The sequence below is a fragment of the Streptomyces sp. NPDC086989 genome (assembly GCF_044745505.1).
Classification (GTDB): domain Bacteria; phylum Actinomycetota; class Actinomycetes; order Streptomycetales; family Streptomycetaceae; genus Streptomyces.
Genome location: NZ_JBIVAL010000002.1, coordinates 109,355 through 132,602 on the forward strand (window position 1 = coordinate 109,355; position 23,248 = coordinate 132,602).

Genomic DNA, 23,248 nt, shown 5'->3' on the forward strand with positions numbered 1-23,248 from the left:
ACCCGCTTCCGGGCTCGGTGCTCCGCCGGCTCCTGGGCTGCGGCAGGATGGACATCACCTGGTAGGTACGCGTCACGGCGCGTCCCTACTGAAGACAACCGCTGGAGACGCCTGGTGAGTTCCCCAGATCCACAGGTTCGCGCGCCGCACGACGCCGAAAACCGCCCTGAGCACGGCGAGAGCGCCCAAGACGTTCGCCGGCCGCGAAACCAGGCTGCACGAGGTCCCGTGATCGCCGTGACCGGCGCCGCCTCCGGGGTGGGGGCGGCCCTGGTGGCCCGCCTGGCCGCCTCCGACGAGGTCAAGCAGGTCGTCGCGATCGACGAACGGCGCGGTGACTGCGCCGCCGCGCAGTGGCACGTGCTGGACGTACGGGACCCCGCGATCGCCGAGAGACTGCGCGGGGCCGACGTGGTCGTCCACCTCGCACTGGACCTCGACCTGGAAACGGACCCGGCGGCCCGTACGGCGTACAACGTACGCGGCACCCAGACCGTGCTGACGGCGGCTGCGGCGGCCGGAGTGCACCGGGTCGTGCTGTGCACGTCCGCGATGGTCTACGGCGCCCTGCCGGACAACGACATCCCGCTGTCGGAGGACTCCGAGCTGCGGGCCACGGCCGAGGCGACCGGCGTCGGCGACCTGCTGGAGATCGAGCGGCTCGGCCGGCGGGCGCCGCGGGCGCACCCCGGGCTGAACGTGACGGTGGTCCGTCCGGCCGTGCTGGTCGGCGGCACCGACACCGCCCTGACCCGGTACTTCGAGTCCCCGCGCCTGCTCGTGGTGGCCGGATCCCGGCCGACCTGGCAGTTCTGCCACGTCGAGGACCTGGTCAGCGCGCTGGAGTACGCGGCGCTGGAGAAGGTCGAGGGCGAGCTGGCCGTGGGCTGCGAGGGCTGGCTGGAGCAGGAGGAGGTCGAGGAGCTGAGCGGCATCCGCCGCATGGAGCTCCCGTCGGCGGTCGCACTGGGCGCGGCGGCCCGGCTGCACCGGATCGGCCTGACGCCGTCCCCGGCGGGCGACCTGGCGTACACGATGCACCCGTGGGTGGTCAGCGTCAGCGGGCTGCACGCGGCGGGCTGGCGGCCGCGCTGGACCAACGAGGAGGTGCTGGCCGAGCTCCTCCAGGAGGTCGCGGGCCGGCACACGGTCGCGGGGCGCCGGCTGGGCCGCAAGGACGCCACCGCGGCGGGCGCCGCGGGCGCGACGGTCGCCCTCCTGGGCGCCGCGGCGGTGGTCCGCGCCGCCCGCCGCCGCCGCGGCCTCTGACCCCGCCCCGGCCCCCGGCCGCCCGTCCGGGCGGTCGGCCGGGGCTCCGGTCCTGTAGGAGGCTCCATACGCGTGGGTCGTACAGCCGGTCGAATCGGCTATACCGCGATGTGAGACCCGTGGTGCACGATGGCTGCATGGCACCGCACTTCGACCACCCCGGCGAGCAGGCCGCAACGGACCCGATCCGGCTGCTCGAAATCCGTGAGACCCCGCTCTCGATCGACGAGGTCTTCCAGGCCGTCGGCGACGACGCGACGGGCGGCACGACGCTCTTCGTCGGCACGGTGCGCAACCACGACGGCGGGGCCGACGTCGACGCCCTCGGCTACTCGTGCCATCCCACGGCCGAGGCCGAGATGCGCCGCATCGCCGAGCGCGTGATCGACAAGTACCCGGTCCGCGCCCTGGCCGCCGTCCACCGCATCGGCGACCTGTCCGTCGGCGATCTCGCGGTGATCGTGGCGGTGTCCTGCCCGCACCGCGGCGAGGCCTTCGAGGCGTGCCGGATGCTGATCGACGACCTGAAGCACGAGGTGCCGATCTGGAAGCACCAGACGTTCTCGGACGGTACCGAGGAGTGGGTCGGCGCCTGCTGAGCAGGTTCGGGGGGCCGCGTGCGGGAGCCGGGGGGCGATCTTGTACTGTCCCACCCGTTCGGCCGCGCAACACGCCCTCGATTTGCGTAACCCCTTCCCGGGCACGAGCGTTGAAGCCACCAACGACACGTACTTTTCGGGGCAGGGAGGCACGTCCATGGCGTCACTGGCATGGTTGCTGATCCCGCTGTTCGCCGCCGTCGGAGCGGCGATATGGGGCAGCTGGGCGGCACGCGACCGCACTCAAGGTGACATATCCGAACTCGCGGGATACGCGAGGTTCCGTGAAGCCATGGACAGGGCCGATCAGGCCAGGGTGAAGGAAGCGGCCCATTCCGGTTCCGACGCGGTATGACGCGTCCCGGACGAGGCCCCCTGAGAATCCGCTGAGAGTTCCGCCCGCGGTCCCCGTCGGACCGGCCCCGGCGGCCGCCCGTCAGGGGCGTCCCGTACTGTCGATCCATGCCACGCCGCACTGCGACGATGCTCGCCTCCACCCTCCTGCTGTTCGCGCTGCTCTGCGCAGGGGTGTTCATCAAGGTCCCGTACTCGGAAATGAGCCCGGGCCCGACGGTGAACACGCTCGGGGACTCGCACGGCGAGCCCGTCATCAGCATCGCGGACCACAAGACGTACCCGGCTAGCGGGCACCTCAACATGACGACGGTCCGGGTCACCGGCGCCGACTACGACATGAACCTGCTGGAAGCGGTCTACGGCTGGCTCTCCGACGACAACATCGTCGTCCCGCACGAGAACCTCTACCCGGGCGGGAAGACGGAGGAGCAGTCCACCCAGGAGAACGCCGAGGAGTTCAGCCAGTCGCAGGAGAGCGCCAAGGTGGCGGCCCTCAAGCAGCTGGGCACCCCGGGCGTCACGTCCCGCGTCGTGGTCTCCACCGTCGTCAAGGGCAGCCCCGCCGAGGGCAAGCTGCACGCCGGTGACGTGATCCGGGCCGTCGACGGCAGCCCGGTCAACGCCCCGGAGGACGTGGCCAAGCTCGTCACCAGGCGCAAGGCCGGCGAGCCGGTCGAGTTCACGATCGTGCCCGCCGCCGAGGCGGCCGCGGCCGAGAAGGCGCACCAGGAGCCCACCGGCACGACCAAGGTCGTGATCACCACCGCCAAGGCGGAGGGCGACGGGCACGCCATCGTCGGCATCCGGGCGGGCACCGACCACACCTTCCCGTTCGCCATCGACATCAAGCTCGCCGACGTCGGCGGCCCGAGCGCGGGCCTGATGTTCGCCCTCGGCATCGTCGACAAGCTCACCCCGGGCGATCTGACCGGCGGCAAGTTCGTCGCGGGCACCGGCACCATCGACGACACCGGCAAGGTCGGCCCGATCGGCGGCATCCAGATGAAGACGATCGGCGCCCGCAAGGCCGGCGCCGAGTACTTCCTGACGCCCGCCGAGAACTGCTCCTCCGCCGCCCAGCACGTCCCCGACGGCCTGACCCTCGTGAAGGTCTCCACCATCGACGACGCCACGAAGGCACTGGAGAAGATCAGCAAGGGGGACACGGCCGGCCTGCCGCAGTGCGGCTAGGGCCCGGCCGCCCGATCCGCAGGACGGGCCCGGGCGGGCGGGACCGGCCGCCCGACCCGCTCAGTCCAGGAACGTCGCTGCCAGCGCCTCGGCCAGGCCCGGCACCAGGCTCGCGCCGGTCAGCACCTCGGTCGAGGAGTCCTTCTCGCGCAGCCGCACCGCGGACTCGCGCGAGCCGTCGCGCAGCACGCCCACGGTCAGGCGCACCTCCTGCCGGTCCGGATGGGCGGCGACCCACTTGGCCAGCTGCTTGTCGCTGAGCCCCTCCGGTACGGAGGCCTCCGCGGACGGCGGCAGCATCAGCCGCTCCACGGTCAGCGCGCAGCCGACGATCGACGGGGGCCAGGCGATGGTTCCCAGGAACTTGTCCAGCGGCGTGCCCTTGGGCACCTCCTCCTGCTCGATCGGGGTGAGCTGGCTCTTGCCGGCGTCGTCCTGGTCGAGGCCGAGCTGGCCCGCGAGCCGCGGTTCCGACTTGCGGAGCCGGGCCGTGTCGACGAGAGCGAACAGCCGGGCAGGCTTGTCCCAGCCGAGGGAGGAGGCGTACTCGTCGATCTCGAGGACGGCACGCGTCAGGGGAGTGGCCGCCATCGGCGTGCCCGGGGAAGGCGAAAGGTTGGACATGGACAACATCCTGCCTCCTTTCCGGCCGATACCGGGAACTGACTAAAGCCTCAGTAAGTTGCATGAGTGGGCCCTACGATCGGGGGCCCAGCTTTTGAAATGTCCAGCCACGACACTCAGCGACTTTCGAGGTGCGCACCTTGGCTTTCCAGATGCCGGACCGCGGCGGAGGCCCTTCCGGGCCACGGATGAGAGTCGGCCGCCCCTCCCGGCGCGCCCGCACTCTTCTGATGACCTTGGGCGTACTGGCCGTCCTGGGCATGGCGTTCGTCATGTTCGCGGGCTTCTGGACGGACTGGCTCTGGTTCCGCTCCGTCAAGTACTCCACCGTCTTCACCACCACCCTGTGGACCAAGATCGGCCTCTTCGCCGTCTTCGGCCTGCTGATGGCGGGCGCCGTCGGCCTGAACATCTGGCTGGCGTACCGGCTGCGGCCACCGCTGTCCGCGATGTCGATGGAGCAGCAGAGCCTCGACCGCTACCGGATGAGCGTCGCCCCGTACAAGACGTGGCTGCTCCTCGGGATCGCGGCGCTCGTCGGCATGATCGCGGGCGCCTCGGCGGCCGGCCAGTGGAAGACCTGGCTGATGTACGTGAACGGGGTGCCCTTCGGGCAGAAGGACCCCCAGTTCCATCTGGACGTGTCGTTCTACACCTTCGACCTGCCCTGGTACCGCTTCCTCCTCGGCTTCGGCTTCGCCGCGGTCGTACTGTCGGTGATCGCCGCGGTCGTCGTCCACTACCTGTACGGCGGCCTGCGCGTGACGAGCCCGGGCGCCCGGGCCACCGCCGCGGCGACCGGGCACCTGTCGGTGCTGCTCGGTCTCTTCGTGACGCTGAAGGCCGTGGCGTACTGGCTCGACCGGTACGGCCTCGCCGTGAAGTCGAGCGACTTCAAGGCCGCGGACAACTGGACCGGCCTGCGCTACGTCGACGCGAACGCGTACCTGCCGGCGAAGACGATCCTCGTCGCCATCGCCGCGATCTGCGCCGTGCTCTTCTTCGCGACGCTGTGGCGGCGCACGTGGCAGCTGCCGGTCATCGGCTTCGGCCTGATGGTGCTCTCGGCGATCCTGATCGGCGGGCTCTACCCGGCGATCGTGCAGAAGTTCCAGGTCCAGCCGAACGAGCAGGCCAAGGAATCCCCGTACGTCGAGAAGAACATCGAGGCGACGCGCAACGCCTACGGGATCGACCGCTCCGAGGTCAAGGACTACCCGGGCGTCCCGCAGACCGACGACAAGACCAAGCTGCGGCAGGTGGCCGACACCACGGCCAGCGTCCGGCTCCTCGACCCGAACATCGTCTCGCCGGCCTTCCAGCAGCTGCAGCAGGTCAAGGGCTACTACGCCTTCCCGTCCACGCTCGCCGTGGACCGGTACAGCGGCCAGGACACGGTCATCGGGCTGCGCGAGCTGAACATCGCCGGCATCCCGAAGAACAACTGGATCAACGACCACTTCAAGTACACGCACGGTTACGGCGTGGTCGCCGCCAAGGGCACCACGGTCAAGGACGGCGCCCCCGACTTCACCCAGTCCGACCTGCCCTCCAAGGGCATGTTCGGCACGGACTTCGAGCAGCGCATCTACTACGGCGAGCAGACGAAGCAGTACTCGATCGTCGGCGGACCGCAGAAGGAGCTCGACTACTCGGACGACAAGGGCGAGAAGGAGACGAGCTACAAGGGCGACTCCGGCGTCAACCTCGACAACCCGGTCAACCGGGCGGCGTACGCACTCGCGTTCAGCGAGCCGCAGATCCTGTACTCCGGCGCCATCGGCGACGGCTCGCGGATCCTCTACCACCGCACGCCCAAGGAGCGCGTCGAGGCCGTCGCCCCGTGGCTGACCATCGACGGGGCGCCGTACCCGGCGGTCGTCGACGGCCGGATCAAGTGGATCGTCGACGCCTACACGACGACGAACGGCTACCCGTACGCCTCGCGCACCACGCTGGGCCAGAGCACCGCGGACTCCCTCACCAACAGCCAGCGCGCGGTGGTGGCCCAGGAGAACCAGGTCAACTACATCCGCAACTCGGTCAAGGCCACGGTCGACGCCTACGACGGCACGGTCGACCTGTACCAGTGGGACACCCAGGACCCGGTCCTCAAGACCTGGATGAAGGCCTTCCCGGGAACGGTCAAGCCCAAGAGCGAGATCTCCAAGCCGCTCATGGACCACCTGCGCTACCCGCAGGACCTCTTCAAGGTCCAGCGCGAGCTGCTCACCCGGTACCACGTCACGGACCCGCAGACGTTCCTCAGCGGCAGTGAGGCCTGGGCCGTCCCGGACGACCCGACGACCAAGGCCGGCACGGCGGTCCCGCCGTACTACCTGTCGATGAAGATGCCGGACCAGAAGGAGAAGGACCAGGTCTTCTCGCTCACGACGACGTTCACGCCGAACGAGCGGGACAACCTGAGCGCCTTCATGGCGGTCAACGCCGATCCGGGCACCCAGGATTACGGCAAGATCAGGATCCTGAAGCTGCCGACCAGCAAGCCGGTCGACGGCCCCAAGCAGGTGCAGAGCAAGTTCCAGTCGGAACCGAAGATCGCCGAGTCGATCCGGCTGCTGCGCGGCGGCGACTCCGAGGTCGAGTACGGCAACCTGCTCGCGGTGCCGCTCGACGGCGGGATGCTGTACGTGGAGCCGGTGTACGTGCGCAGTTCGGGGCTGAAGTACCCGCTGCTGCGCAAGGTGCTGGTGACCTACGGCAACCAGACGGCGTTCGAGGACAGCCTGGAGAAGGCGCTGAACGTGGTGTTCGGGGCGGAGGCGCCGACGGTGCCGGTGGCCCCCGTGACCCCGCCGGGCGAGGGCACCACCACGCCCCCGACCTCCCAGGACCCGACGGTCAAGGCGGCGCTCGACGACGCGAAGAAGGCGATCGACGCGGCCGAGAAGGCCCGTCAGTCCGGTGACTGGACGGCCTTCGGCAAGGCGCAGGACGACATCAAGGCGGCGCTGCAGCGGGCGATCGACGCGGAGGCGAAGCTGACGGCCCCGAAGCCCGGCGGATAACGGGTAATGGCTCAGTCCCGCGTCGTGATACTGTGGTTTCACCGACGCGGGGTGGAGCAGCTCGGTAGCTCGCTGGGCTCATAACCCAGAGGTCGCAGGTTCAAATCCTGTCCCCGCTACTGAAGATGAAGGCCCGGATCCATGGGATCCGGGCCTTCGTCATGTCCAGGGGGGACACGCGGGGTCATGTGGTAGCTGAGACGGGTGAGTTGGGGCGGGACCGTGTTTGACTTATCTCTCTGTGGGCATGTCGACAAAACGCTGTAGTGACCTCACAGGCTGCGACATACCAGGTGTACGCGGGTAGCAGGTGATGCGACGATGGGATTTATGGGGGACAGGTCAACTCTGCTGGAGACAGGGCGGTTTGTGAGGGCGGAAGTCGAATCGGGCGCAGAGGCCGATGAGGAGGCTCCGGTCGTTAACGCGCAGACCGCCTTGACCGATGCGGATTTCGCGGAGGAAATGTTCGCCGAGACCGACCCGGCGAGCGACACCGAGCTGGAAGCACGGCACCGCGTCGCGGCCGACCGGGGCGACCCGGGCGCCATGAGCGTGCTCGGGGCGCTGCTGCTGCGCCGCGGCGACCTGGCCGGCGCCGAGCCGTACCTGCGCGGCGCCACCGCGGAGGGGGACCGCGCCGCCGCCAACAACCTGGGAGTGCTGCTGCTCCAGCGGGGTTACCCCGAGGAGGCCGCCGGCTGGTGGCGGGTCGCCGCCGTCGCCGGATCCGCACCGGCCGCACACGCGCTGGGCCGCCACTTCCGCGAGCGCGGGGACGAGCCCGCCGCCGAGTACTGGCTGCGCCAGGCGGCGGAATCCGGCCATGCCCTCGGCGCGTACGGGCTCGCCGAGCTGCTGGAGCACCGCGGCGACAAGGGCGTCGAACGCTGGCTGCGCCAGGCCGCCGAGCAGGGGCACCGCGAGGCCGCCTACCGGCTGGCCCGGCACCTGCGCAAGGGCGACCCCGCCGAGGCCGAGCAGTGGTACCGCCAGGCCGCCGCGCGCGGGCACCGGCAGGCCGCCCTGCACCTGGGCGCCCTGCTGGAGGCGCGCGGGGAACTCAAGGAGGCCGGGCGCTGGTACCTGACCTCCGCCAAGCAGGGCGAGGCGCGCGCCGCGTGCGCGCTCGGCTTCCTGCTGCGCGACGCGGGCGACGAGGAGAGCGCCGTCGCGTGGTGGAACCGGGCCGCGCAGGACGGGGACGGGAACGCCGCCAACGCCCTGGGCGCGCTGCACGCCGCGCGGGGCGAGACCCAGACCGCGGAGAAGTGGTACCGCGCCGCCATGGACGCGGGCGACCAGAACGGGGCGTACAACCTTGCTTTGCTGTGCGCCGCACAGGAGCGCACCGCGCAGGCCGAGCACTGGTACCGGCGCGCCGCCTACGCCGGGCACCGGGAGGCCGCCAACGCCCTCGCGATCATGCTGCTCCAGGTCGGGGACGCGGCCGGGGCCGAGCCGTGGTTCTCGAAGGCGGCCGAGGCCGGCAGCGTCGACGCCGCGTTCAACCTCGGGATCCTGTTCGCGAGCCGGGACGACGACCGGACCGCGCTGAAGTGGTACGAGCGGGCCGCCTCCGCGGGCCACACCGACGCGGCGCTTCAGGTCGGGATCGCGCTGGTCCGCGACGGCGAGGACCGCGCGGCCGAGCGGCACCTGCGCTGCGCCGCCGGAGGCGGCAGCGCGGAGGCGGCGTTCCGGCTGGCGGCGCTGCTGGAGTCGCTGGCTCCGCCGCCGGAGCCGGTGGCGCTGGGCGAGCCGGTGGGCAGCGCCCCGCGCACCGAGAGCGAGGAGTGGTACGAGCGGGCCGCGGAGCTGGGACACCGGCGGGCCCAGGTGCGGGTCGGGATGCTGGCCGCCGCGCGGGGCGATGCGGCGGTCGCGGCCCGGTGGTACCGGGAGGCGGCCGAGGCCGGTTCCCGCAACGGGGCCTTCAACCTCGGGCTGCTGCTGGCGCGCGAGGGGAACGAGCCGGAGGCCGCACTGTGGTGGACCCGGGCCGCGGTGGCCGGCCACGGCCGGGCCGCACTGCGCCTGGGGCTGCTGGCCGCCCGGCACGGGGACCTGGCCGAGGGGCAGAAGTGGTGCGTGCGCGCCATGGAACTGGGCCCGGCCGAAGTCTCCGAACGCGCGGCCCGCCTCCGGGAGGCCCTCGCGGAGGAACTCTCCGCCTGAGCGGCGCATCCCCGCAACCCCTCCCCGGCCGGGGAGCGGGGATGCGGGGACCGCAGCCGGGGTCGCCGGCCCATCGTTAAGCGATTTGCATCTGTACGGAGGCGTCGCGTAAAGTCGTGTTCACCGACGCGGGGTGGAGCAGCTCGGTAGCTCGCTGGGCTCATAACCCAGAGGTCGCAGGTTCAAATCCTGTCCCCGCTACTGATGACTGAAGGCCCGGATCCTCTGGATCCGGGCCTTCAGTCGTTTTCGGGAACGAGGAAGGGCCCGGGAGCAGTGCTCCCGGGCCCTTCGTCGGTCCGGTCGGGTTCCTCAGGCCCCCGCGCAGGACGGGCACAGCCCCCGGTACGTCACCTCGACCGCCGAGACGACGAAGCCGAAGCGCTCCGCGTCCGGGAGGTCGGCCAGCGGGTTGCCCGACGGGTGCACGTCGCGGATCGCGCCGCACTGGGCGCAGACCAGGTGCTGGTGCGGCTGGTGGGCGTTCGGGTCGTACCGCTTGGCCCGGCGGTCCGTGGAGACCTCCAGCACCTCGCCGAGGGACACGAGCTCACCCAGCGTGTTGTAGACGGTGGCGCGCGAGATCTCCGGCAGCTTGTCCACCGCGCGCGCATGCACCTCGTCGGCCGTCAGGTGAACGTGGTCACCGTCGAGCACCTCGGCCACGACGCGCCGCTGTGCGGTCATGCGCCATCCGCGTCCGCGAAGTCGTTCCAGCAGGTCACTCATGGACACCAGCCTAACAGTGCAGGGTCCGGTGTAACTCCCGAACCCGTATGGAGTTGGAACCTTGCTTGACTTAGACAAAGTCCATCGTAGGATCGAGTGCAGCAGGAGCCAAGGACAGGCACATGGCAGGAACGACGCAGGAGGCGCACGTGACGCAGGGACCGCTCACCACGGAGGCCGGGGCTCCGGTCGCCGACAACCAGAACAGCGAGACGGCCGGCGTCGGCGGACCCGTCCTGGTCCAGGACCAGCTGCTGCTGGAGAAGCTCGCGCACTTCAACCGCGAGCGCATCCCGGAGCGCGTGGTGCACGCCCGCGGCGCCGGTGCGTACGGCACGTTCACCCTGACCCGTGACGTCTCGCAGTGGACCCGGGCCGCGTTCCTGTCCGAGGTCGGCAAGCAGACGGAAACGTTCCTGCGCTTCTCCACCGTCGCGGGCAACCTCGGTGCGGCCGACGCGGTGCGCGACCCCCGCGGCTGGGCGCTGAAGTTCTACACCGAAGAGGGCAACTACGACCTCGTCGGCAACAACACCCCGGTGTTCTTCATCAAGGACGCCATCAAGTTCCCGGACTTCATCCACACCCAGAAGCGCGACCCGTACACCGGCTCGCAGGAGGCCGACAACGTCTGGGACTTCTGGGGCCTGTCGCCCGAGTCCACCCACCAGGTGACCTGGCTGTTCGGCGACCGCGGCATACCCGCGTCCTACCGTCACATGAACGGCTACGGCTCGCACACGTTCCAGTGGAACAACGAGGCCGGCGAGGTCTTCTGGGTCAAGTACCACTTCAAGACCGACCAGGGCATCAAGAACCTCACCCAGGCCGAGGCCAACCGGCTCGCCGGCGAGGACCCCGACTCGCACCAGCGCGACCTGCGCGAGGCCATCGAGCGCGGCGACTTCCCGACCTGGACCGTGCAGGTCCAGATCATGCCCGCCGCCGAAGCGGCCCAGTACCGCTTCAACCCGTTCGACCTCACCAAGGTGTGGCCGCACGCGGACTACCCCCCGATCGAGATCGGCAAGCTGGAGCTCAACCGCAACCCGGAGAACGTCTTCGCCGAGGTCGAGCAGTCCATCTTCAGCCCGGCCCACTTCGTCCCCGGCATCGGTCCGTCCCCGGACAAGATGCTCCAGGGCCGCCTCTTCGCGTACGGCGACGCCCACCGCTACCGCGTCGGCATCAACGCCGACCACCTGCCGGTGAACCGCCCGCACGCCACCGAGGCGCGCACCAACTCCCGTGACGGCTTCCTGTACGACGGCCGCCACAAGGGTGCGAAGAACTACGAGCCGAACAGCTTCGGCGGCCCGCACCAGACGGACCGCCCGCTGTGGCAGCCCGTCCCGCTGACCGGCGGCACGGGCAACCACGCCGCCCCGGTGCACTCCGAGGACAATGACTTCGTCCAGGCCGGCACCCTCTACCGGCTGATGTCCGAGGACGAGAAGTCCCGTCTGATCGAGAACCTCTCCGGCTTCATCGCCAAGGTCTCCCGTGACGACATCGCCGAGCGGGCGATCAACAACTTCCGCCAGGCAGACGGCGACTTCGGCAAGCGGCTGGAGGCCGCGGTCCAGGCCCTGCGCGGCTGAACGCCCCGCGCCGAGAGCCGGAGGGCCGGACCCCGTCAGGGGGCCGGCCCTCCGGCTTTACGCAGGTACGGCGCTGCGCCGTGCCGGCACCCAGCAGCGGATGACGTCGCGTACGGACACGATGCCGACGGGGCCGCCGTGCTCCAGCACGATCAGATGGCGGAAACCGCCGCTGACCATGGCCTCCGCAGCCTCCTGGACGGTGGCCTGCGGGGTGCAGAACACCACGTTGTTGGTGGTGTGCGCACCCACGGACTCCCGGTCGGGATCGTGTCCCGCGCCGAGGGAGTTGAGGATGTCGCGTTCGGTCAGGATGCCGATCCCGCTGTGGTCGGGATCGAGGACGACGGCTGCGCCGACACGGCGGCCGGACATCAGGCAGGCCGCCTGCCGGAGGGTGTGGGCGGGTCCGAGGGTGAGGATCACGGTGCTCATGGCGTCGCGGACGAGCATGAAGAGAACCACCTCCTGTGGAGAGTCCCCCGCCGCACTTAGAGAAGGTCTTCACAAGCGCACAAGCGGAGGAGTCTCAGATTCCCATGGACACGGAGGGTAATCAAGAGGGCGCACCCGGTTGTCCGGGTGCAGTACCCCGACACACTCGGACGCCTCAGGCGCGCGGGCGCAGATACCCCAGCATCTCCTCGTGCAACAGCCCGTTCGAGGCGGCCGCGTTCCCGCCGTGTACGCCCTCCGCGCCGTCCAGGCTGGTGAACCGGCCCCCCGCCTCCTGGACCACGACCGCGATGGCCGCCATGTCCCACAGGTTCAGCTCCGGCTCCGCGCACAGGTCCAGCGAGCCCTCCGCGACCATCATGTACGGCCAGAAGTCACCGTAACCGCGGGTGCGCCAGCACTGCCGGGTCAGGTCCAGGAACCCGGCGAGGCGGCCCTGCTCCTCCCAGCCGCTCAGCGAGGAGTAGGCGAAGGAGGCGTCGCCCAGGGCGGCCACCTTCGAGACGCCGAGCGGTACGGGGGCACCGCCCAGCGCACCGCCGGCGTACGCGCCCCCGCCCTGCGCCGCCCACCAGCGGCGGCCCAGCGCCGGCGCCGAGACCACGCCGACCACGGGCCGGAAGACCCCGTCGGAGCCCTCCTCCATCAGCGAGATCAGCGTCGCCCAGACGGGTACCCCGCGCACGTAGTTCTTCGTGCCGTCGATCGGGTCCACGACCCAGCGGCGCGGGCCGCTGCCCTCGAGCCCGTACTCCTCGCCCAGGACGGCGTCGTCGGGCCGCGCGGCCTCGATCCCGGCGCGCACGACCTCCTCCGCCGCCTTGTCCGCCTCGCTCACCGGCGTCATGTCCGGCTTCGTCTCGACCTTCAGGTCGAGGGCGCGGAACCGCTGCATCGTCGCGGTGTCCGCCGCGTCGGCGAGTTCGAGGGCAAGGCGCAGGTCATCGTCATACTCGGGCATGGCCGAACAGTATCGGGACTGCCCGGACCCGGCGAACGGCGTCCACGGTGCGGCCGGCAGGCGCCCTTGACAGGATCTGCCGGTCCGTCAACTCTGGCGGGAACGGCCGAGCGGGGAAGTCGAGCGGGGAGGCGCGCATGCCGGCAGCCCGGGAGTCCTTGCTGGAGGCGGCCGGGGCGGCGCTCCTGGCGCGCCCCTGGCCCTCCGTGCGGATGGTCGACGTGGCCGCCACCGCCGGGGTGTCCCGGCAGACCCTCTACAACGAGTTCGGCGGCAAGGCCGGCCTCGGCCGGGCCCTGGTGCGCCGCGAGGCCGACTGGTACCTCGAAGGGGTGGACCGGGTGCTGCGCTCCCCGGCCGGGGCGACCGAGCGCCTCGCCTCGGTCGCGGAGTGGACCGTACGGGCGGCCCGTGCGCGTCCCCTCGTACGGGCCCTGCTGACCGGGTGCTGGGACGGGAACTTACCGATGCCGCCCGGGCAGGGGGTGCGCCCCGGGGTACCGGCCCCCGGCCCCGGGGAACTGGCCCGGGCCGTCCGCGACCGGGCCTCGGCCATGATCGCCCCGGGGGAGGGGGCGCAGCGGTGCGAACTCGCCGTGCGCCTCGCGCTGTCGTACGTGATAGCCCCGGGCGAAGAGCCGGGCCTCGGTGAACTGATGCGGCTGCTGTGCCTGCTCAGTGAGCCGAACCGGACAGCTGGAGACCGATGACGCCCAGGATGACCAGCGTGATCGAGACGAGTTTGAGGGTCGAGACCAGGTCGCCGAGGAAGACCATGCCGTAGATGGCCGTTCCGGCGGCCCCGATGCCCGTCCACACCGCGTAGGCGGGACCCACGTCCAGTTTCTTCAGGGCCAGCGTCAGCAGGCCGAAGCTGCCCAGGGCGAAGCAGGCGAAGGCGATGGTCGGCCACAGCCGGGTGAATCCGTGCGACAGCTTGAGGCAGACCGCGAAACCGGTCTCCAGGATCCCCGCGACGACCACCAGCAGCCACGCCATGGCGCATGCCTCCCCGCGTCAGGTGACGTCGTGTCACGTGGTGCGATTATGCATTTACCAGACGTGGCACCCGGCAAACCCCCCCGGACGATCAGTCGCCTTCGCGGCGTTCGCGGGTCTCGAGCAGCCGCCGCAGCGAGTACAGCCGCGCCGGATCCGCGTGGCCGTCCTCCACCCACTTGTCGAGGGCGCAGTCCTTCTCGTCGTGGCTGCAGGCCCGCGGGCAGTCCTCCGTACCGGGAACCAGGTCCGGGAAGGCCAGGATCACCCGGGACGGATCCACGTGGTGCAGGCCGAAGGAGCGCACGCCCGGGGTGTCGATGACCCAGCCGTCGCCGTCCGGCAGCGGCAGCGCGAGCGCGGAGGTGGTGGTGTGCCGGCCGCGGCCGGTCACCGCGTTGACGTGCCCGGTGGCGCGTTGCCGGCCCTCGGCGACCAGCGAGTTCACGAGGGTGGTCTTGCCGACGCCCGAGTGGCCGACGAAGGCCGTGATCCGGCCGGCCAGGCGCTCGCGCACCCGGTCGGCGGCGTCCCCGTTCGCCAGCTCCTCCCGATTGGTCACCACGTAGTTCAGGCCGAACGTGGAGTAGATCTCCAGGATCTTGTCCGCGGAGGTCAGGTCCGACTTCGTGAGCACCAGCAGCGGTTCCAGCCCCGCGTCGTACGCCGCCACCAGGCAGCGGTCGATCATCCGCGGCCGGGGCTCCGGGTCGGCCAGCGCCGTGACGATCGCCAGCTGGTCCGCGTTGGCGACGACCACCCGCTCGTACGGGTCGTCGTCGTCCGCGGTGCGCCGCAGGACCGACTTGCGCTCCTCGATCCGCACGATCCGCGCGAGGGTGTCCTTCTTCCCGGTCAGGTCGCCGACGATCCAGACCCGGTCGCCGACCACCGCGGCCTTGCGGCCCAGTTCGCGGGCCTTCATGGCGTGGATCGTGCGGCCGTCGACCAGGCAGGTCAGCCGCCCGCGGTCGACGGTCAGGACGAAGCCCTCGGCCGCGTCCTCGTGCTTGGGCCGGATGGTGGTCCGGGGCCGGTTGCCCTTGGGGTTGGGCCGCTGGCGGATGTCGTCCTCGTCGGTGTGCTTGCCGTACCTGCGCATGACGGGCCCTACGCTCCCGCTACCCGCGCGGTCTCGCCGAGCATCCCGGTCCACATCCTCGGGAAGTCCGGCAGGGTCTTCGCGGTCGTCGCCACGTTCTCGATCTGCACGCCCTCCACCGCCAGGCCGATCACGGCGCCCGCGGTGGCCATCCGGTGGTCGTCGTAGGTGTGGAACACGCCGCCGTGCAGCGGGCGCGGGCGGATGTGCAGGCCGTCGGCGGTCTCGGTGACATCGCCGCCGAGCCCGTTGATCTCCGCGGTCAGCGCCGCCAGCCGGTCCGTCTCGTGCAGGCGCAGGTGGGCCACCCCGCGCAGGGTGGACGGGGAGTCGGCCAGCGCGGCGACGGCCGCGATGCCGGGGGTGAGCTCGCCGACCTCGCCCAGGTCCACGTCGATGCCGTGGATCTTGCCGCTGCCGGTGAAGACCAGGCCCGCGTCGGTCAGCTCGCAGGAGCCGCCCATCTCCGTGAAGATGCGGCGCAGCTCGTCGCCGGGCTGGGTGGTGCGGCGCGGCCAGTCCGGGATCGTGACCGTACCGCCGGTGATCAGGGCCGCCGCCATGAACGGCTGCGCGTTCGACAGGTCCGGCTCCACCACCATGTCGCGGCCCAGCAGCGCGCTCGGCGCGACCCGCCACACGTTCGGCTCGCCGCCCGCCTCGGGGGTGTCGACCTGGGCGCCCGCCGCGCGCAGCATCTCCACCGTCATCCGGATGTGCGGCATCGACGGCAGGGTGGTGCCCACGTGCCGGACCTCGACGCCCTGGTTGTAGCGCGGCGCGGACAGCAGCAGGGCCGAGACGAACTGCGAGGAGTTCGAGGCGTCGATCTCGACGACACCGCCCTCCAGCGCCCCGCCGCCCTGGACGGTCAGCGGCAGCGCGCCCCGGCCGTCGTCGTCGATCCGGGCGCCGAGGGTGCGCAGGGCGCTGATGACCTGGCCGAGCGGACGCTCGTAGGAGCGCGGGTCGCCGTCGAAGCGGATGTCGCCGGCGGCCAGGGTGGCGACGGGCGGCAGGAAGCGCATGACCGTGCCCGCGTTGCCGACGTCGACGGTGGCCGGGCCGTGCAGGGCCGCGGGGATGATCCGCCACGCCTCGCCGCCGGCGCCGTCACCCGAGCTGGAGGAGGCGGTCTCCTCGATCCCGACGCCGAGCGCGCGCAGCGCGTCCGCCATCAGCCGGGAGTCGCGCGAGCGCAGCGGGCGGCGCACCCAGCCCGGCTCGGCGGCGAGCGCGGCGAGGACGAGGGCGCGGTTGGTGACCGACTTCGACCCCGGCACGGTGACGGTGGCGTGGACGGTGCCGTCGGCGAGCGGGGCGGGCCAGAGGGCGGGGAGCGCGGGGGTCTCGGTCATGGCCCCCACTTTAGTGGCTCCCCCCGGGCCCAGATCTTGATCGCGCCGCCGCCGGGGGATCGGTCTCAGAGGTTGAGAAGCCAGCGCCCGCCGCCGATGAGCGAGCACAGCGCGACGGCGTGGAAGAGCAGCAGCCAGGCCACCGGGTGGACGTGCGTGAGCCGCCCCAGCTGGTCCGCGTCGGAATCCGGCGCCCCGCCGCCCCGGCGCTTGGCGCCCAGCTCGAAGACCGGCCGCACCCCGCCCAGCAGCAGGAACCACACCACCAGGTACGCGAAGACGGCCTGGACCTCGGCCGACGCGAACCAGGAGACCAGGACGAACGTGCCGCCGGTCAGCACCACCGTCAGGGCGCCGTAGGCGTTGCGGACCATCACCAGCATCGCCAGCAGCAGCACCGTGGCCGCCCACAGCAGCAGCGTGATCCGGTGGGCCGACAGCAGCGCGGCCCCGCCGAGCCCGAGCAGCGGGGGCGCCGTGTACCCGGCCGCGGCCGTCAGGATCATGCCGAGCCCGGTGGGCTTGCCCCAGCTGACGGTGACGCCGCTGGTGTCGGTGTGCAGCCGGATCCCGTCGAGCCGCCGGCCGGTGAGCAGGGCGATCAGCCCGTGACCGCCCTCGTGGGCGATGGTCACGGCGTTGCGGGAGACCCGCCACAGCGGGCGCACCCCCACGGTGGTCAGCGCGGCCAGGCCCGTCACGATCACCAGCCACAGGGCCGGCGGGGTCTGCAGGCCGGTGAGCCGGTCCCATATGCCGGCGGTCGTCGTGCTGTCCATAGAGTGGCGGACTCCTTGCGATGGCGGGTGGCTGGGATGGCAGTGTGGCAGCCATGTGCGGACGGTATGCAGCGAGTCGTAAGCCCGAGGACCTGGCGGAGGCCTTCGGCGTCGAGCGGTGGGAGCCCGAGGAGACCCTGGCACCCGACTGGAACGTGGCCCCGACGAAGGAGGTCCACGTCGTCCTCGACCGTCCCGTGAAAGACGCGGCGGACCCCCGTCCGGTTCGTCAGCTGCGCGTCGTGAAGTGGGGCCTCGTCCCCTCCTGGGCCAAGAACCCCGACGGCGCCGCCCGGATGATCAACGCCCGGTCGGAGACGCTGGCCGAGAAGCCGTCCTTCCGCCGCCCCTTCGCGCAGCGGCGCTGCATCGTCCCCGCCGACGGCTACTACGAGTGGGTCACCGCCCACGACGAGCGGCAGCTGGAGGTCGAGGGCAGGAGGAAGCGGGCCCGCAAACAGCCGTACTTCGTGCTCCCCGCCGACGGCTCCGTCTTCGCCATGGCCGGGATATACGAGTTCTGGCGCGACCCGGCCCTGCCCGGAGACCACCCGCAGGCCTGGTGGGCCACCTGCTCGGTGATCACCGCCGAGGCCGAGACCGGGCCGCTGGGGGTGGCCCCCGCCGAGGGGCCGGCCTCGCTCGCCGAGATCCACCCGCGGATGCCGCTCATGCTGACCCCGGACCGCTGGGACGCCTGGCTGGACCCGGCCCGCACGGACCCCGACGAACTCCAGGCCCTGCTCGCACCGCCGCCGGGCGGCCTGATGCGCGCGTACCCGGTCTCCACCGCCGTGAGCAACGTCCGCAACAACGGTCCGGAGCTGCTCCAGGAGCTGGCCGCTCCGGAGGAGGGCACGCTGTTCTGACCCGTGCGGTCGCGCGGTGGCGCGTCGTGCGGTCGACCGCGCGGTCGTGCGTTCGCGCGGATGTCGGGGCCTGCCCGGACCGTCCGCCCCGGGCAGGATGGGCGCCATGACCACGCGTACCGAGAGCGTCGACACCCCGGCGGGCGAGGCCCGCATCACCTGGCACCCCGCCCCCGCCCGCACGGCCCGCCTCGTCCTCGCCGTGAGCCACGGTGCCGGCGGCGGGATCGAGGCCCGCGACCTCGTGGCGCTGGCCGCCGCCCTGCCCGCGCACGGGGTCACCGTCGCGCTGGTCGAGCAGCCTTGGCGGGTCGCCGGGAAGAAGGTGGCGGCCGCGCCCAAGGTGCTCGACGAGGGCTGGCGGGCCCTGTGGCCGGCCCTGGCGAAGCCCGGGCTGCCCGTGGTGGCGGGCGGACGCAGCGCCGGGGCCCGGGTGGCCTGCCGGACCGCCGCCGAGCTCGGGGCGGCCGGGGTGCTGGCCCTGGCGTTCCCGCTGCACCCGCCGGGGCGGCCCGAGAAGTCCCGGGCGGCCGAGCTCACCGGAGCCGGGCGGCCCACTCTGGTGGTGCAGGGCGACCGGGACCCGTTCGGGCGGCCGCAGGAGTTCCCGCCGCCGACGGCGCAGGGACCGTACGAGCTGGTGGAGATCCCGTACGCCGACCACGGGTTCGCCGTGCCGAAGAAGGCCGGTCCGACCCAGGACGAGACGCTCACGGTGATCACCGAGGCCGTCGCCGCCTGGCTGACCCGTATTCCCCGCTGACCCGCACTCGGGGCCCGCAGCGTGCGGAATCCGGGAATCCGCCGGAAAGGCCGAGTGATTCCGATCACTTTGCGGCGCCCACCTGACAGAGGCCGAAAACCCCGCCCCGCCCGGGAATGCGCGGCCCGACCCTTCTGTTGTGCCGGATGTCAGAACGTACGGGAACACGTCGGAGGAGAGGGAGCGCATGACCCAGGTCATCAGCCAGCACCGTCCGCAGGCGGCAGGCCTGGACTGGACGGTCCTGCCCGGGCCCAGGCGCGGCCCGCTTCAGGCGGCGGAGGGCCGGGATGGTCGACTATTCTCCGATTCGAGCGGGTCCGCTTTCGGAGCCGTCACGCAGTCGGAGGAGGTGGGTCCTGTCGCTGGGACCGACGAAGGCCACGCGGAGGAGACGACCCCGGAGCGCAATGCGCGCTTCGAGAGGGATGCCCTCGGCTACCTCGACCAGATGTACTCGGCCGCGCTGCGCATGACGCGCAATCCGGCCGACGCCGAGGACCTGGTCCAGGAGACGTATGCCAAGGCGTACGCGTCCTTCCACCAATTCCGCGAGGGCACGAATCTCAAGGCGTGGCTGTACCGCATTCTGACCAACACGTTCATCAACTCCTACCGCAAGAAGCAGCGTGAACCGCAGCGCAGCGCGGCGGAGGAGATCGAGGACTGGCAGCTGGCGCGCGCCGAGTCGCACATGTCGACGGGACTGCGTTCCGCCGAGTCGCAGGCGCTCGACCACCTGCCCGATTCGGATGTGAAGGAAGCCCTCCAGGCCATTCCGGAAGAGTTCCGCATCGCGGTCTATCTTGCAGACGTAGAGGGCTTTGCGTACAAGGAGATCGCGGACATCATGGGTACACCCATCGGTACGGTCATGTCACGACTGCACCGTGGCCGCCGTCAACTCCGCGGAATGCTGGAGGACTATGCCCGTGAGCGCGGGCTGGTCCCCGCGGGCGCGGGAGAGTCGAACGACCTGAAAGGCTCGGGCTCATGAGCTGCGGAGAGCCGCACGAGACGGAGTGCTCCGAGGTCCTGGACCACCTGTACGAGTTCCTGGACCACGAGATGCCGGACAGCGATTGCACGAAGTTCGAGACACACTTCGGCGAGTGCAATCCCTGCCTGGAGAAGTACGGCCTTGAGCAGGCCGTCAAGAAGCTGGTGAAGCGCTGCTGCGGTTCGGACGACGTGCCGACCGACCTGCGCTCGAAGGTCATGGGGCGGATCGAGCTGATCCGTTCCGGCCAGGCCGTCCCCGATCACGATGTGACCGCGGACCCCGCCACCGGCTGATCGAACAACCGCCCCTGGAAGCCCACTTCGTTCACCCGAAGGTGCTAATCCGGGGGCGCCCGTACGGCGCAATACGAAAATGTGGCCCGCTGCACAAGGGGCCCCACCTATTCTCCCCAGACGGTGCCGGTGCGATGCGGCGCCGGATGTGCACCGCACAGGGGAGGAGAGCGCCATGCGGGTACTTCCTCCGGCGGCGCGCGGATACATCCTGGGCGCCGTCCTCGCGGCGTCGGCCTGCACCGCCCCGGCCCTCGCCGATCCCGGCACCCCCTGGCGCGCCGTGGGGCTGCTCGCCCTCCTCTACCTCGGCTGCGAACTGGTCAGGGCCTGCCCGCTGCCGGGCGGCCGGGTGCCCGAGGGCATCGGCTCCTTCTTCCCCGTGGTGCTCGCCGCGGTCTTCCTGCTGCCGCCCGCCGCCGCCGCGCTCGTCGCACTGCCCGGCGGGTTCGCCCAGGCGGTCGTCCAGCGGCCCGCCCTCGTCCGCCGGGTGTGGCACGCGGCGCAGCAGGCCGTCGCCGCCTGGGCCGCCGGCTGGACGTTCGCGCTGCTGGGCGGGCCTGCCGCGCCGGGCACGGGCTCCGTCGGGGAACCCGCCGGGGCGGGCCTCGCGCAGTTCCCGTACGCGATGCTCCCCGCGGCGGCCGCGGCCGCAGCCTTCTGCCTCGTACTGACCGCCCTCGAAGGCGGCGTCCTGGCCACCGCCGAGCGCCGGCCCGTCCGCACGGCATGGGACGGCCTGCTCACCCGCGCCCTGGCCCCGCACTGCGTGCACGGTCTCGCCGGGCTGATGATGGCCGTCATGTGGCGCAGCCCCTACGGGCTCGCGGCCGCACTGCTCGTCCTGCTGCCGATGTACATCTCCTGCTGGGTCTTCGCCCAGTACCACCGCGAGCGGGCCGCCCACCAGGCCACGATCCGGGCGCTCGTCCAGGCCGTCGACCTCAAGGACCGCTACACACGCGGCCACGGCGAGCGCGTCGGCCAGGCCTCCGCGATGATCGCCCGAGAGCTGGGCATGCCCGCCGACCGGCTCGAAGTCGTCCGCATCGCCGGGATCCTCCACGACGTCGGCAAGATCGGCGTGCCCACCCGGCTGCTGCGCAAGGACGGCCCGCTGACCCCGGAGGAGCGCCGGGTGATCGAGCTGCACCCCGAGTACGGGCACGAGATGGTGCGCGGCATCGGCTTCCTGGGCGAGGCCCGGTCCGCGATCCTGCACCACCACGAGCGGGTCGACGGCTCCGGCTATCCGTACGGGCTGGCCGGCGAGCAGATCCCGGTGCCGGCCCGGGTGGTGGCGGTGGCCGACGCCTTCGACGCGATGACCTCGACCCGCTCCTACAGCCGGGCCCGGCCGGTGCCGGTCGCGCTGGCCGAACTGGAACGGTGTGCGGGGGCGCACTTCGATCCGGTGATGGTCCGCGCGCTGGTCGCCTCCATCGGGCGGCACGGCTGGCACCCGGTGGTCACCGCGGACGACGACGTCCAGGTGATCCCGGCCGGCTCCGCATCCCCTTCCGCTTCCGGTTCCGCTTCCCGTTCCGCCTGCGGTCCGGGTCCGGCCTCCGGAGCGGCCGCCCCCGCAGTCGCCCCGGGAGCGGCCGCCCCCGCCGTCGCCCCCGGCGCGGCCGCCCCCGCCGCCGCGGCGGTCCGTGATCCCGCGGGCCCCGGGCTGGCCGGGCTGCCGGCCCAGGGCGCCCGCCTCGTCGTACGGACCGTGGACCGGCGGGCCGGGCGGGAACCGGACGGCGGGGACGAGCCGTGAGGGGCGCGGTCGTCCGGGTGGTGCTCGGGGCCGCCGGGGTGCTCACCCTGGCCGGGCTCGCCCACACCCTCTGGTACGGAGTCGTCGAACCCGGCACCGCCCTGGCCTTCGGCGCCCTGATCACCTGCGGCGAGCTCGCCCGCCGTGACCCCGCCGGCACCCGGGACGGCCGGGACGGCGGCGCCCCGGGGCCCGCGGGGGACGCGGCGCAGGACCGCCGCTCCGCACCGCTGGGCTCCGCGGGCACCCTCGCGTACGCCCTGCTCGGCCCGAACGCCGCCCAGCCCACCCACCACGGCGTGCTCCAGGTCGTCGCGGTCGTCGTCGCCGCCGTGCTCGCCGGGATCGTCCCGCACGTCGCCCGGGGCCGCGGGCCCACCGCCGACCACCTGGCCCGCCGGGTCCTGACCGCGTCCTTCGCCGCCGTCTGCTTCCAGCCGCTCTACAACTCCGGCCGGCTGGAGCACGGGATCGGGCACGGCCCGTACCTCGTCCTCCTCCTGCTGCTCCTGCTCGGCCTGACCGCCCTGTGCGACGCCGTGCTCGCCGCCGCGCTGGCCGGCGCCCGCACGGGCTGGCCGTACGGGCCGCTGCTGCGCGACGAGCTGCGCGCCCAGGTCGGCATCGGCTCGGCGATCTGCGCCACCGGCGTCGTCATGGCCCTGGGCGTGGCCGTCGCCGGGCTGTGGGCCCTGCCCGTCCTCTGCGTGCCCCTGCTGCTGACCCAGCTGTCCTTCCACCGGATCACCGCGATCCGCACCACCTACCGCCAGACCATCACCTCCCTGGCCCGCGCCACCGAGATCGCCGGCTGCACCCGCCCGGGGCACGCCCGCCGGGTCGCCGCGCTGAGCTGCGCCGTCGGCCGGGAGCTCGGCCTGTCGCAGCGGGAGCTCACGGTGCTGGAATACGCCGCCCTCATGCACGACATCGGCCAGCTCTCCCTCGTCGACCCGGTCCGGGCCGGGGCCACCGCCGGACTGCCCGCCGCCGAGGCCCGCCGGATCGCCGAGCTGGGCGGGGAGGTGGCCCGCCAGAGCGGGGTGCCCGCCGAGGTGGCCGTGGTGGTGGAGCGGCAGGCGGACCCGTACCGCGACCAGCCGGTCGCGGCGCGCATCGTACGGGCGGTCAACGCCTACGACGACCTGCTCGGCGGGAGCCGTCACCCGGGCGGGTCACTGGCGGCGCTGGAGCAGCTGCGGCTGGGCACCGGGCGCGACTACCAGCCAGAGGTCGTGGAATGTCTTGCCAGGGTTCTGGCCAGGGACGGACGTGACAGAGTTGTTCCCGTCCCACCCGGGTAACCCATGGGTAATGAGC

Annotated in this window: 22 protein-coding genes and 2 tRNA genes; 16 read left to right on the plus strand and 8 right to left on the minus strand. The window is 72.0% G+C overall.

Features of this window, described 5'->3' with window-relative positions; translation table 11 throughout:
- Positions 1-114: 114 nt before the first annotated feature.
- The 4 genes from ACIPK4_RS04205 to ACIPK4_RS04220 all read left to right on the plus strand — a co-directional run bounded on the left by ACIPK4_RS04205 (position 115) and on the right by ACIPK4_RS04220 (position 3,416).
- Positions 115-1,269: an SDR family oxidoreductase gene (locus ACIPK4_RS04205; RefSeq protein WP_402309170.1), complete on the plus strand. Its 1,155-nt coding sequence runs from the start codon at positions 115-117 to the stop codon at positions 1,267-1,269.
- Positions 1,270-1,406: 137 nt separating this feature from the next.
- Entirely contained in the window at positions 1,407-1,868 is a 462-nt protein-coding gene (locus tag ACIPK4_RS04210) for a molybdenum cofactor biosynthesis protein MoaE (protein ID WP_054223146.1), read from the plus strand.
- A gap of 157 nt (positions 1,869-2,025) precedes the next feature.
- Entirely contained in the window at positions 2,026-2,223 is a 198-nt protein-coding gene (locus ACIPK4_RS04215; protein ID WP_054223145.1) for a hypothetical protein, read from the plus strand.
- A 107-nt stretch (positions 2,224-2,330) separates the two neighbouring features.
- Entirely contained in the window at positions 2,331-3,416 is a 1,086-nt protein-coding gene (locus ACIPK4_RS04220; protein ID WP_402309173.1) for a PDZ domain-containing protein, read from the plus strand.
- A gap of 60 nt (positions 3,417-3,476) precedes the next feature.
- Here ACIPK4_RS04220 and ACIPK4_RS04225 read toward each other — a convergent pair whose 3' ends face one another.
- The gene (locus ACIPK4_RS04225) at positions 3,477-4,049 is read right to left on the minus strand and encodes a PPA1309 family protein (RefSeq protein ID WP_376204583.1); all 573 of its coding nucleotides are present in this window, start codon (positions 4,047-4,049) and stop codon (positions 3,477-3,479) included.
- Between the two features lie 143 nt (positions 4,050-4,192).
- Between ACIPK4_RS04225 and ACIPK4_RS04230 the strand changes: the two genes are divergently transcribed.
- The 4 genes from ACIPK4_RS04230 to ACIPK4_RS04245 all read left to right on the plus strand — a co-directional run bounded on the left by ACIPK4_RS04230 (position 4,193) and on the right by ACIPK4_RS04245 (position 9,448).
- Positions 4,193-7,069 carry a UPF0182 family protein gene (locus ACIPK4_RS04230; protein WP_402309704.1) on the plus strand — a complete coding sequence of 959 codons (2,877 nt, stop codon included), beginning with the start codon at positions 4,193-4,195 and terminating at the stop codon, positions 7,067-7,069.
- A gap of 45 nt (positions 7,070-7,114) precedes the next feature.
- Positions 7,115-7,188 (plus strand) — tRNA-Met (locus tag ACIPK4_RS04235).
- A 202-nt stretch (positions 7,189-7,390) separates the two neighbouring features.
- Positions 7,391-9,247, plus strand: coding sequence for a tetratricopeptide repeat protein (locus tag ACIPK4_RS04240; RefSeq protein ID WP_402309175.1), 1,857 nt, complete (start codon positions 7,391-7,393; stop codon positions 9,245-9,247).
- 127 nt (positions 9,248-9,374) lie between these two features.
- Positions 9,375-9,448, plus strand: a tRNA-Met gene (locus tag ACIPK4_RS04245).
- A 111-nt stretch (positions 9,449-9,559) separates the two neighbouring features.
- Here ACIPK4_RS04245 and ACIPK4_RS04250 read toward each other — a convergent pair.
- The gene (locus ACIPK4_RS04250; protein ID WP_053784599.1) at positions 9,560-9,976 is read right to left on the minus strand and encodes a Fur family transcriptional regulator; all 417 of its coding nucleotides are present in this window, start codon (positions 9,974-9,976) and stop codon (positions 9,560-9,562) included.
- A 122-nt stretch (positions 9,977-10,098) separates the two neighbouring features.
- Between ACIPK4_RS04250 and ACIPK4_RS04255 the strand changes: the two genes are divergently transcribed.
- The gene (locus ACIPK4_RS04255) at positions 10,099-11,577 is read left to right on the plus strand and encodes a catalase (protein WP_402309177.1); all 1,479 of its coding nucleotides are present in this window, start codon (positions 10,099-10,101) and stop codon (positions 11,575-11,577) included.
- Between the two features lie 57 nt (positions 11,578-11,634).
- Here the strand turns inward: ACIPK4_RS04255 and ACIPK4_RS04260 are convergent, their stop codons facing one another.
- On the minus strand, positions 11,635-12,030 hold the full coding sequence (locus ACIPK4_RS04260) for a cyclic nucleotide-binding/CBS domain-containing protein (protein WP_054223172.1): 396 nt from the start codon (positions 12,028-12,030) through the stop codon (positions 11,635-11,637).
- 157 nt (positions 12,031-12,187) lie between these two features.
- Positions 12,188-12,994 (minus strand): histidinol-phosphatase, encoded by an 807-nt coding sequence (gene hisN, locus ACIPK4_RS04265; protein WP_054223137.1) that lies wholly within the window; start codon positions 12,992-12,994, stop codon positions 12,188-12,190.
- A gap of 137 nt (positions 12,995-13,131) precedes the next feature.
- Between hisN and ACIPK4_RS04270 the strand changes: the two genes are divergently transcribed.
- Positions 13,132-13,704 carry a TetR/AcrR family transcriptional regulator gene (locus ACIPK4_RS04270; protein ID WP_402309179.1) on the plus strand — a complete coding sequence of 191 codons (573 nt, stop codon included), beginning with the start codon at positions 13,132-13,134 and terminating at the stop codon, positions 13,702-13,704.
- Here ACIPK4_RS04270 and ACIPK4_RS04275 read toward each other — a convergent pair.
- The 4 genes from ACIPK4_RS04275 to ACIPK4_RS04290 form a co-directional block, all read right to left on the minus strand.
- The gene (locus tag ACIPK4_RS04275) at positions 13,670-13,993 is read right to left on the minus strand and encodes a multidrug efflux SMR transporter (RefSeq protein ID WP_007266432.1); all 324 of its coding nucleotides are present in this window, start codon (positions 13,991-13,993) and stop codon (positions 13,670-13,672) included. The two genes, ACIPK4_RS04270 and ACIPK4_RS04275, sit on opposite strands and share 35 nt — an antisense overlap.
- A 91-nt stretch (positions 13,994-14,084) precedes the next feature.
- The gene (rsgA, locus tag ACIPK4_RS04280) at positions 14,085-15,095 is read right to left on the minus strand and encodes a ribosome small subunit-dependent GTPase A (protein ID WP_376196507.1); all 1,011 of its coding nucleotides are present in this window, start codon (positions 15,093-15,095) and stop codon (positions 14,085-14,087) included.
- A gap of 8 nt (positions 15,096-15,103) precedes the next feature.
- Positions 15,104-16,453, minus strand: a complete 1,350-nt coding sequence (aroA, locus tag ACIPK4_RS04285; protein WP_402309181.1) for a 3-phosphoshikimate 1-carboxyvinyltransferase — start codon at positions 16,451-16,453, stop codon at positions 15,104-15,106.
- 65 nt (positions 16,454-16,518) lie between these two features.
- Entirely contained in the window at positions 16,519-17,232 is a 714-nt protein-coding gene (locus tag ACIPK4_RS04290) for a M50 family metallopeptidase (protein WP_376196509.1), read from the minus strand.
- A 53-nt stretch (positions 17,233-17,285) separates the two neighbouring features.
- Between ACIPK4_RS04290 and ACIPK4_RS04295 the strand changes: the two genes are divergently transcribed.
- The 6 genes from ACIPK4_RS04295 to ACIPK4_RS04320 all read left to right on the plus strand — a co-directional run bounded on the left by ACIPK4_RS04295 (position 17,286) and on the right by ACIPK4_RS04320 (position 23,232).
- Positions 17,286-18,101, plus strand: a complete 816-nt coding sequence (locus ACIPK4_RS04295; protein WP_402309182.1) for an SOS response-associated peptidase — start codon at positions 17,286-17,288, stop codon at positions 18,099-18,101.
- 106 nt (positions 18,102-18,207) lie between these two features.
- A complete protein-coding gene (locus ACIPK4_RS04300) occupies positions 18,208-18,864 on the plus strand; it encodes an alpha/beta family hydrolase (protein ID WP_402309184.1) in 657 nt (218 codons plus the stop codon).
- Between the two features lie 352 nt (positions 18,865-19,216).
- Positions 19,217-19,861 carry a sigma-70 family RNA polymerase sigma factor gene (locus tag ACIPK4_RS04305; protein ID WP_008741505.1) on the plus strand — a complete coding sequence of 215 codons (645 nt, stop codon included), beginning with the start codon at positions 19,217-19,219 and terminating at the stop codon, positions 19,859-19,861.
- Positions 19,858-20,160 carry a mycothiol system anti-sigma-R factor gene (gene rsrA, locus ACIPK4_RS04310; RefSeq protein ID WP_053784609.1) on the plus strand — a complete coding sequence of 101 codons (303 nt, stop codon included), beginning with the start codon at positions 19,858-19,860 and terminating at the stop codon, positions 20,158-20,160. Before ACIPK4_RS04305 ends, rsrA begins: the two co-directional genes overlap by 4 nt.
- A 175-nt stretch (positions 20,161-20,335) precedes the next feature.
- Positions 20,336-21,928, plus strand: a complete 1,593-nt coding sequence (locus ACIPK4_RS04315; protein WP_402309185.1) for an HD-GYP domain-containing protein — start codon at positions 20,336-20,338, stop codon at positions 21,926-21,928.
- Positions 21,925-23,232: an HD-GYP domain-containing protein gene (locus ACIPK4_RS04320; protein WP_402309187.1), complete on the plus strand. Its 1,308-nt coding sequence runs from the start codon at positions 21,925-21,927 to the stop codon at positions 23,230-23,232. Before ACIPK4_RS04315 ends, ACIPK4_RS04320 begins: the two co-directional genes overlap by 4 nt.
- Positions 23,233-23,248 lie beyond the last annotated feature (16 nt).

Bases quoted from the DNA above. Each gene is read 5' to 3' on its own strand.
- ACIPK4_RS04290 (WP_376196509.1), bottom strand. From the start codon at position 17,232: ATGGACAGCACGACGACCGCCGGCATATGGGACCGGCTCACCGGCCTG.
- ACIPK4_RS04255 (WP_402309177.1), top strand. From the start codon at position 10,099: ATGGCAGGAACGACGCAGGAGGCGCACGTGACGCAGGGACCGCTCACC.
- ACIPK4_RS04260 (WP_054223172.1), bottom strand. From the start codon at position 12,030: ATGCTCGTCCGCGACGCCATGAGCACCGTGATCCTCACCCTCGGACCC.
- ACIPK4_RS04215 (WP_054223145.1), top strand. From the start codon at position 2,026: ATGGCGTCACTGGCATGGTTGCTGATCCCGCTGTTCGCCGCCGTCGGA.
- aroA (WP_402309181.1), bottom strand. From the start codon at position 16,453: ATGACCGAGACCCCCGCGCTCCCCGCCCTCTGGCCCGCCCCGCTCGCC.
- hisN (WP_054223137.1), bottom strand. From the start codon at position 12,994: ATGCCCGAGTATGACGATGACCTGCGCCTTGCCCTCGAACTCGCCGAC.
- ACIPK4_RS04225 (WP_376204583.1), bottom strand. From the start codon at position 4,049: ATGTTGTCCATGTCCAACCTTTCGCCTTCCCCGGGCACGCCGATGGCG.
- ACIPK4_RS04300 (WP_402309184.1), top strand. From the start codon at position 18,208: ATGACCACGCGTACCGAGAGCGTCGACACCCCGGCGGGCGAGGCCCGC.
- ACIPK4_RS04315 (WP_402309185.1), top strand. From the start codon at position 20,336: ATGCGGGTACTTCCTCCGGCGGCGCGCGGATACATCCTGGGCGCCGTC.
- ACIPK4_RS04240 (WP_402309175.1), top strand. From the start codon at position 7,391: ATGGGATTTATGGGGGACAGGTCAACTCTGCTGGAGACAGGGCGGTTT.
- ACIPK4_RS04230 (WP_402309704.1), top strand. From the start codon at position 4,193: ATGCCGGACCGCGGCGGAGGCCCTTCCGGGCCACGGATGAGAGTCGGC.
- rsgA (WP_376196507.1), bottom strand. From the start codon at position 15,095: ATGCGCAGGTACGGCAAGCACACCGACGAGGACGACATCCGCCAGCGG.
- ACIPK4_RS04270 (WP_402309179.1), top strand. From the start codon at position 13,132: ATGCCGGCAGCCCGGGAGTCCTTGCTGGAGGCGGCCGGGGCGGCGCTC.
- ACIPK4_RS04295 (WP_402309182.1), top strand. From the start codon at position 17,286: ATGTGCGGACGGTATGCAGCGAGTCGTAAGCCCGAGGACCTGGCGGAG.
- ACIPK4_RS04210 (WP_054223146.1), top strand. From the start codon at position 1,407: ATGGCACCGCACTTCGACCACCCCGGCGAGCAGGCCGCAACGGACCCG.
- ACIPK4_RS04220 (WP_402309173.1), top strand. From the start codon at position 2,331: ATGCCACGCCGCACTGCGACGATGCTCGCCTCCACCCTCCTGCTGTTC.
- ACIPK4_RS04250 (WP_053784599.1), bottom strand. From the start codon at position 9,976: ATGAGTGACCTGCTGGAACGACTTCGCGGACGCGGATGGCGCATGACC.
- rsrA (WP_053784609.1), top strand. From the start codon at position 19,858: ATGAGCTGCGGAGAGCCGCACGAGACGGAGTGCTCCGAGGTCCTGGAC.
- ACIPK4_RS04275 (WP_007266432.1), bottom strand. From the start codon at position 13,993: ATGGCGTGGCTGCTGGTGGTCGTCGCGGGGATCCTGGAGACCGGTTTC.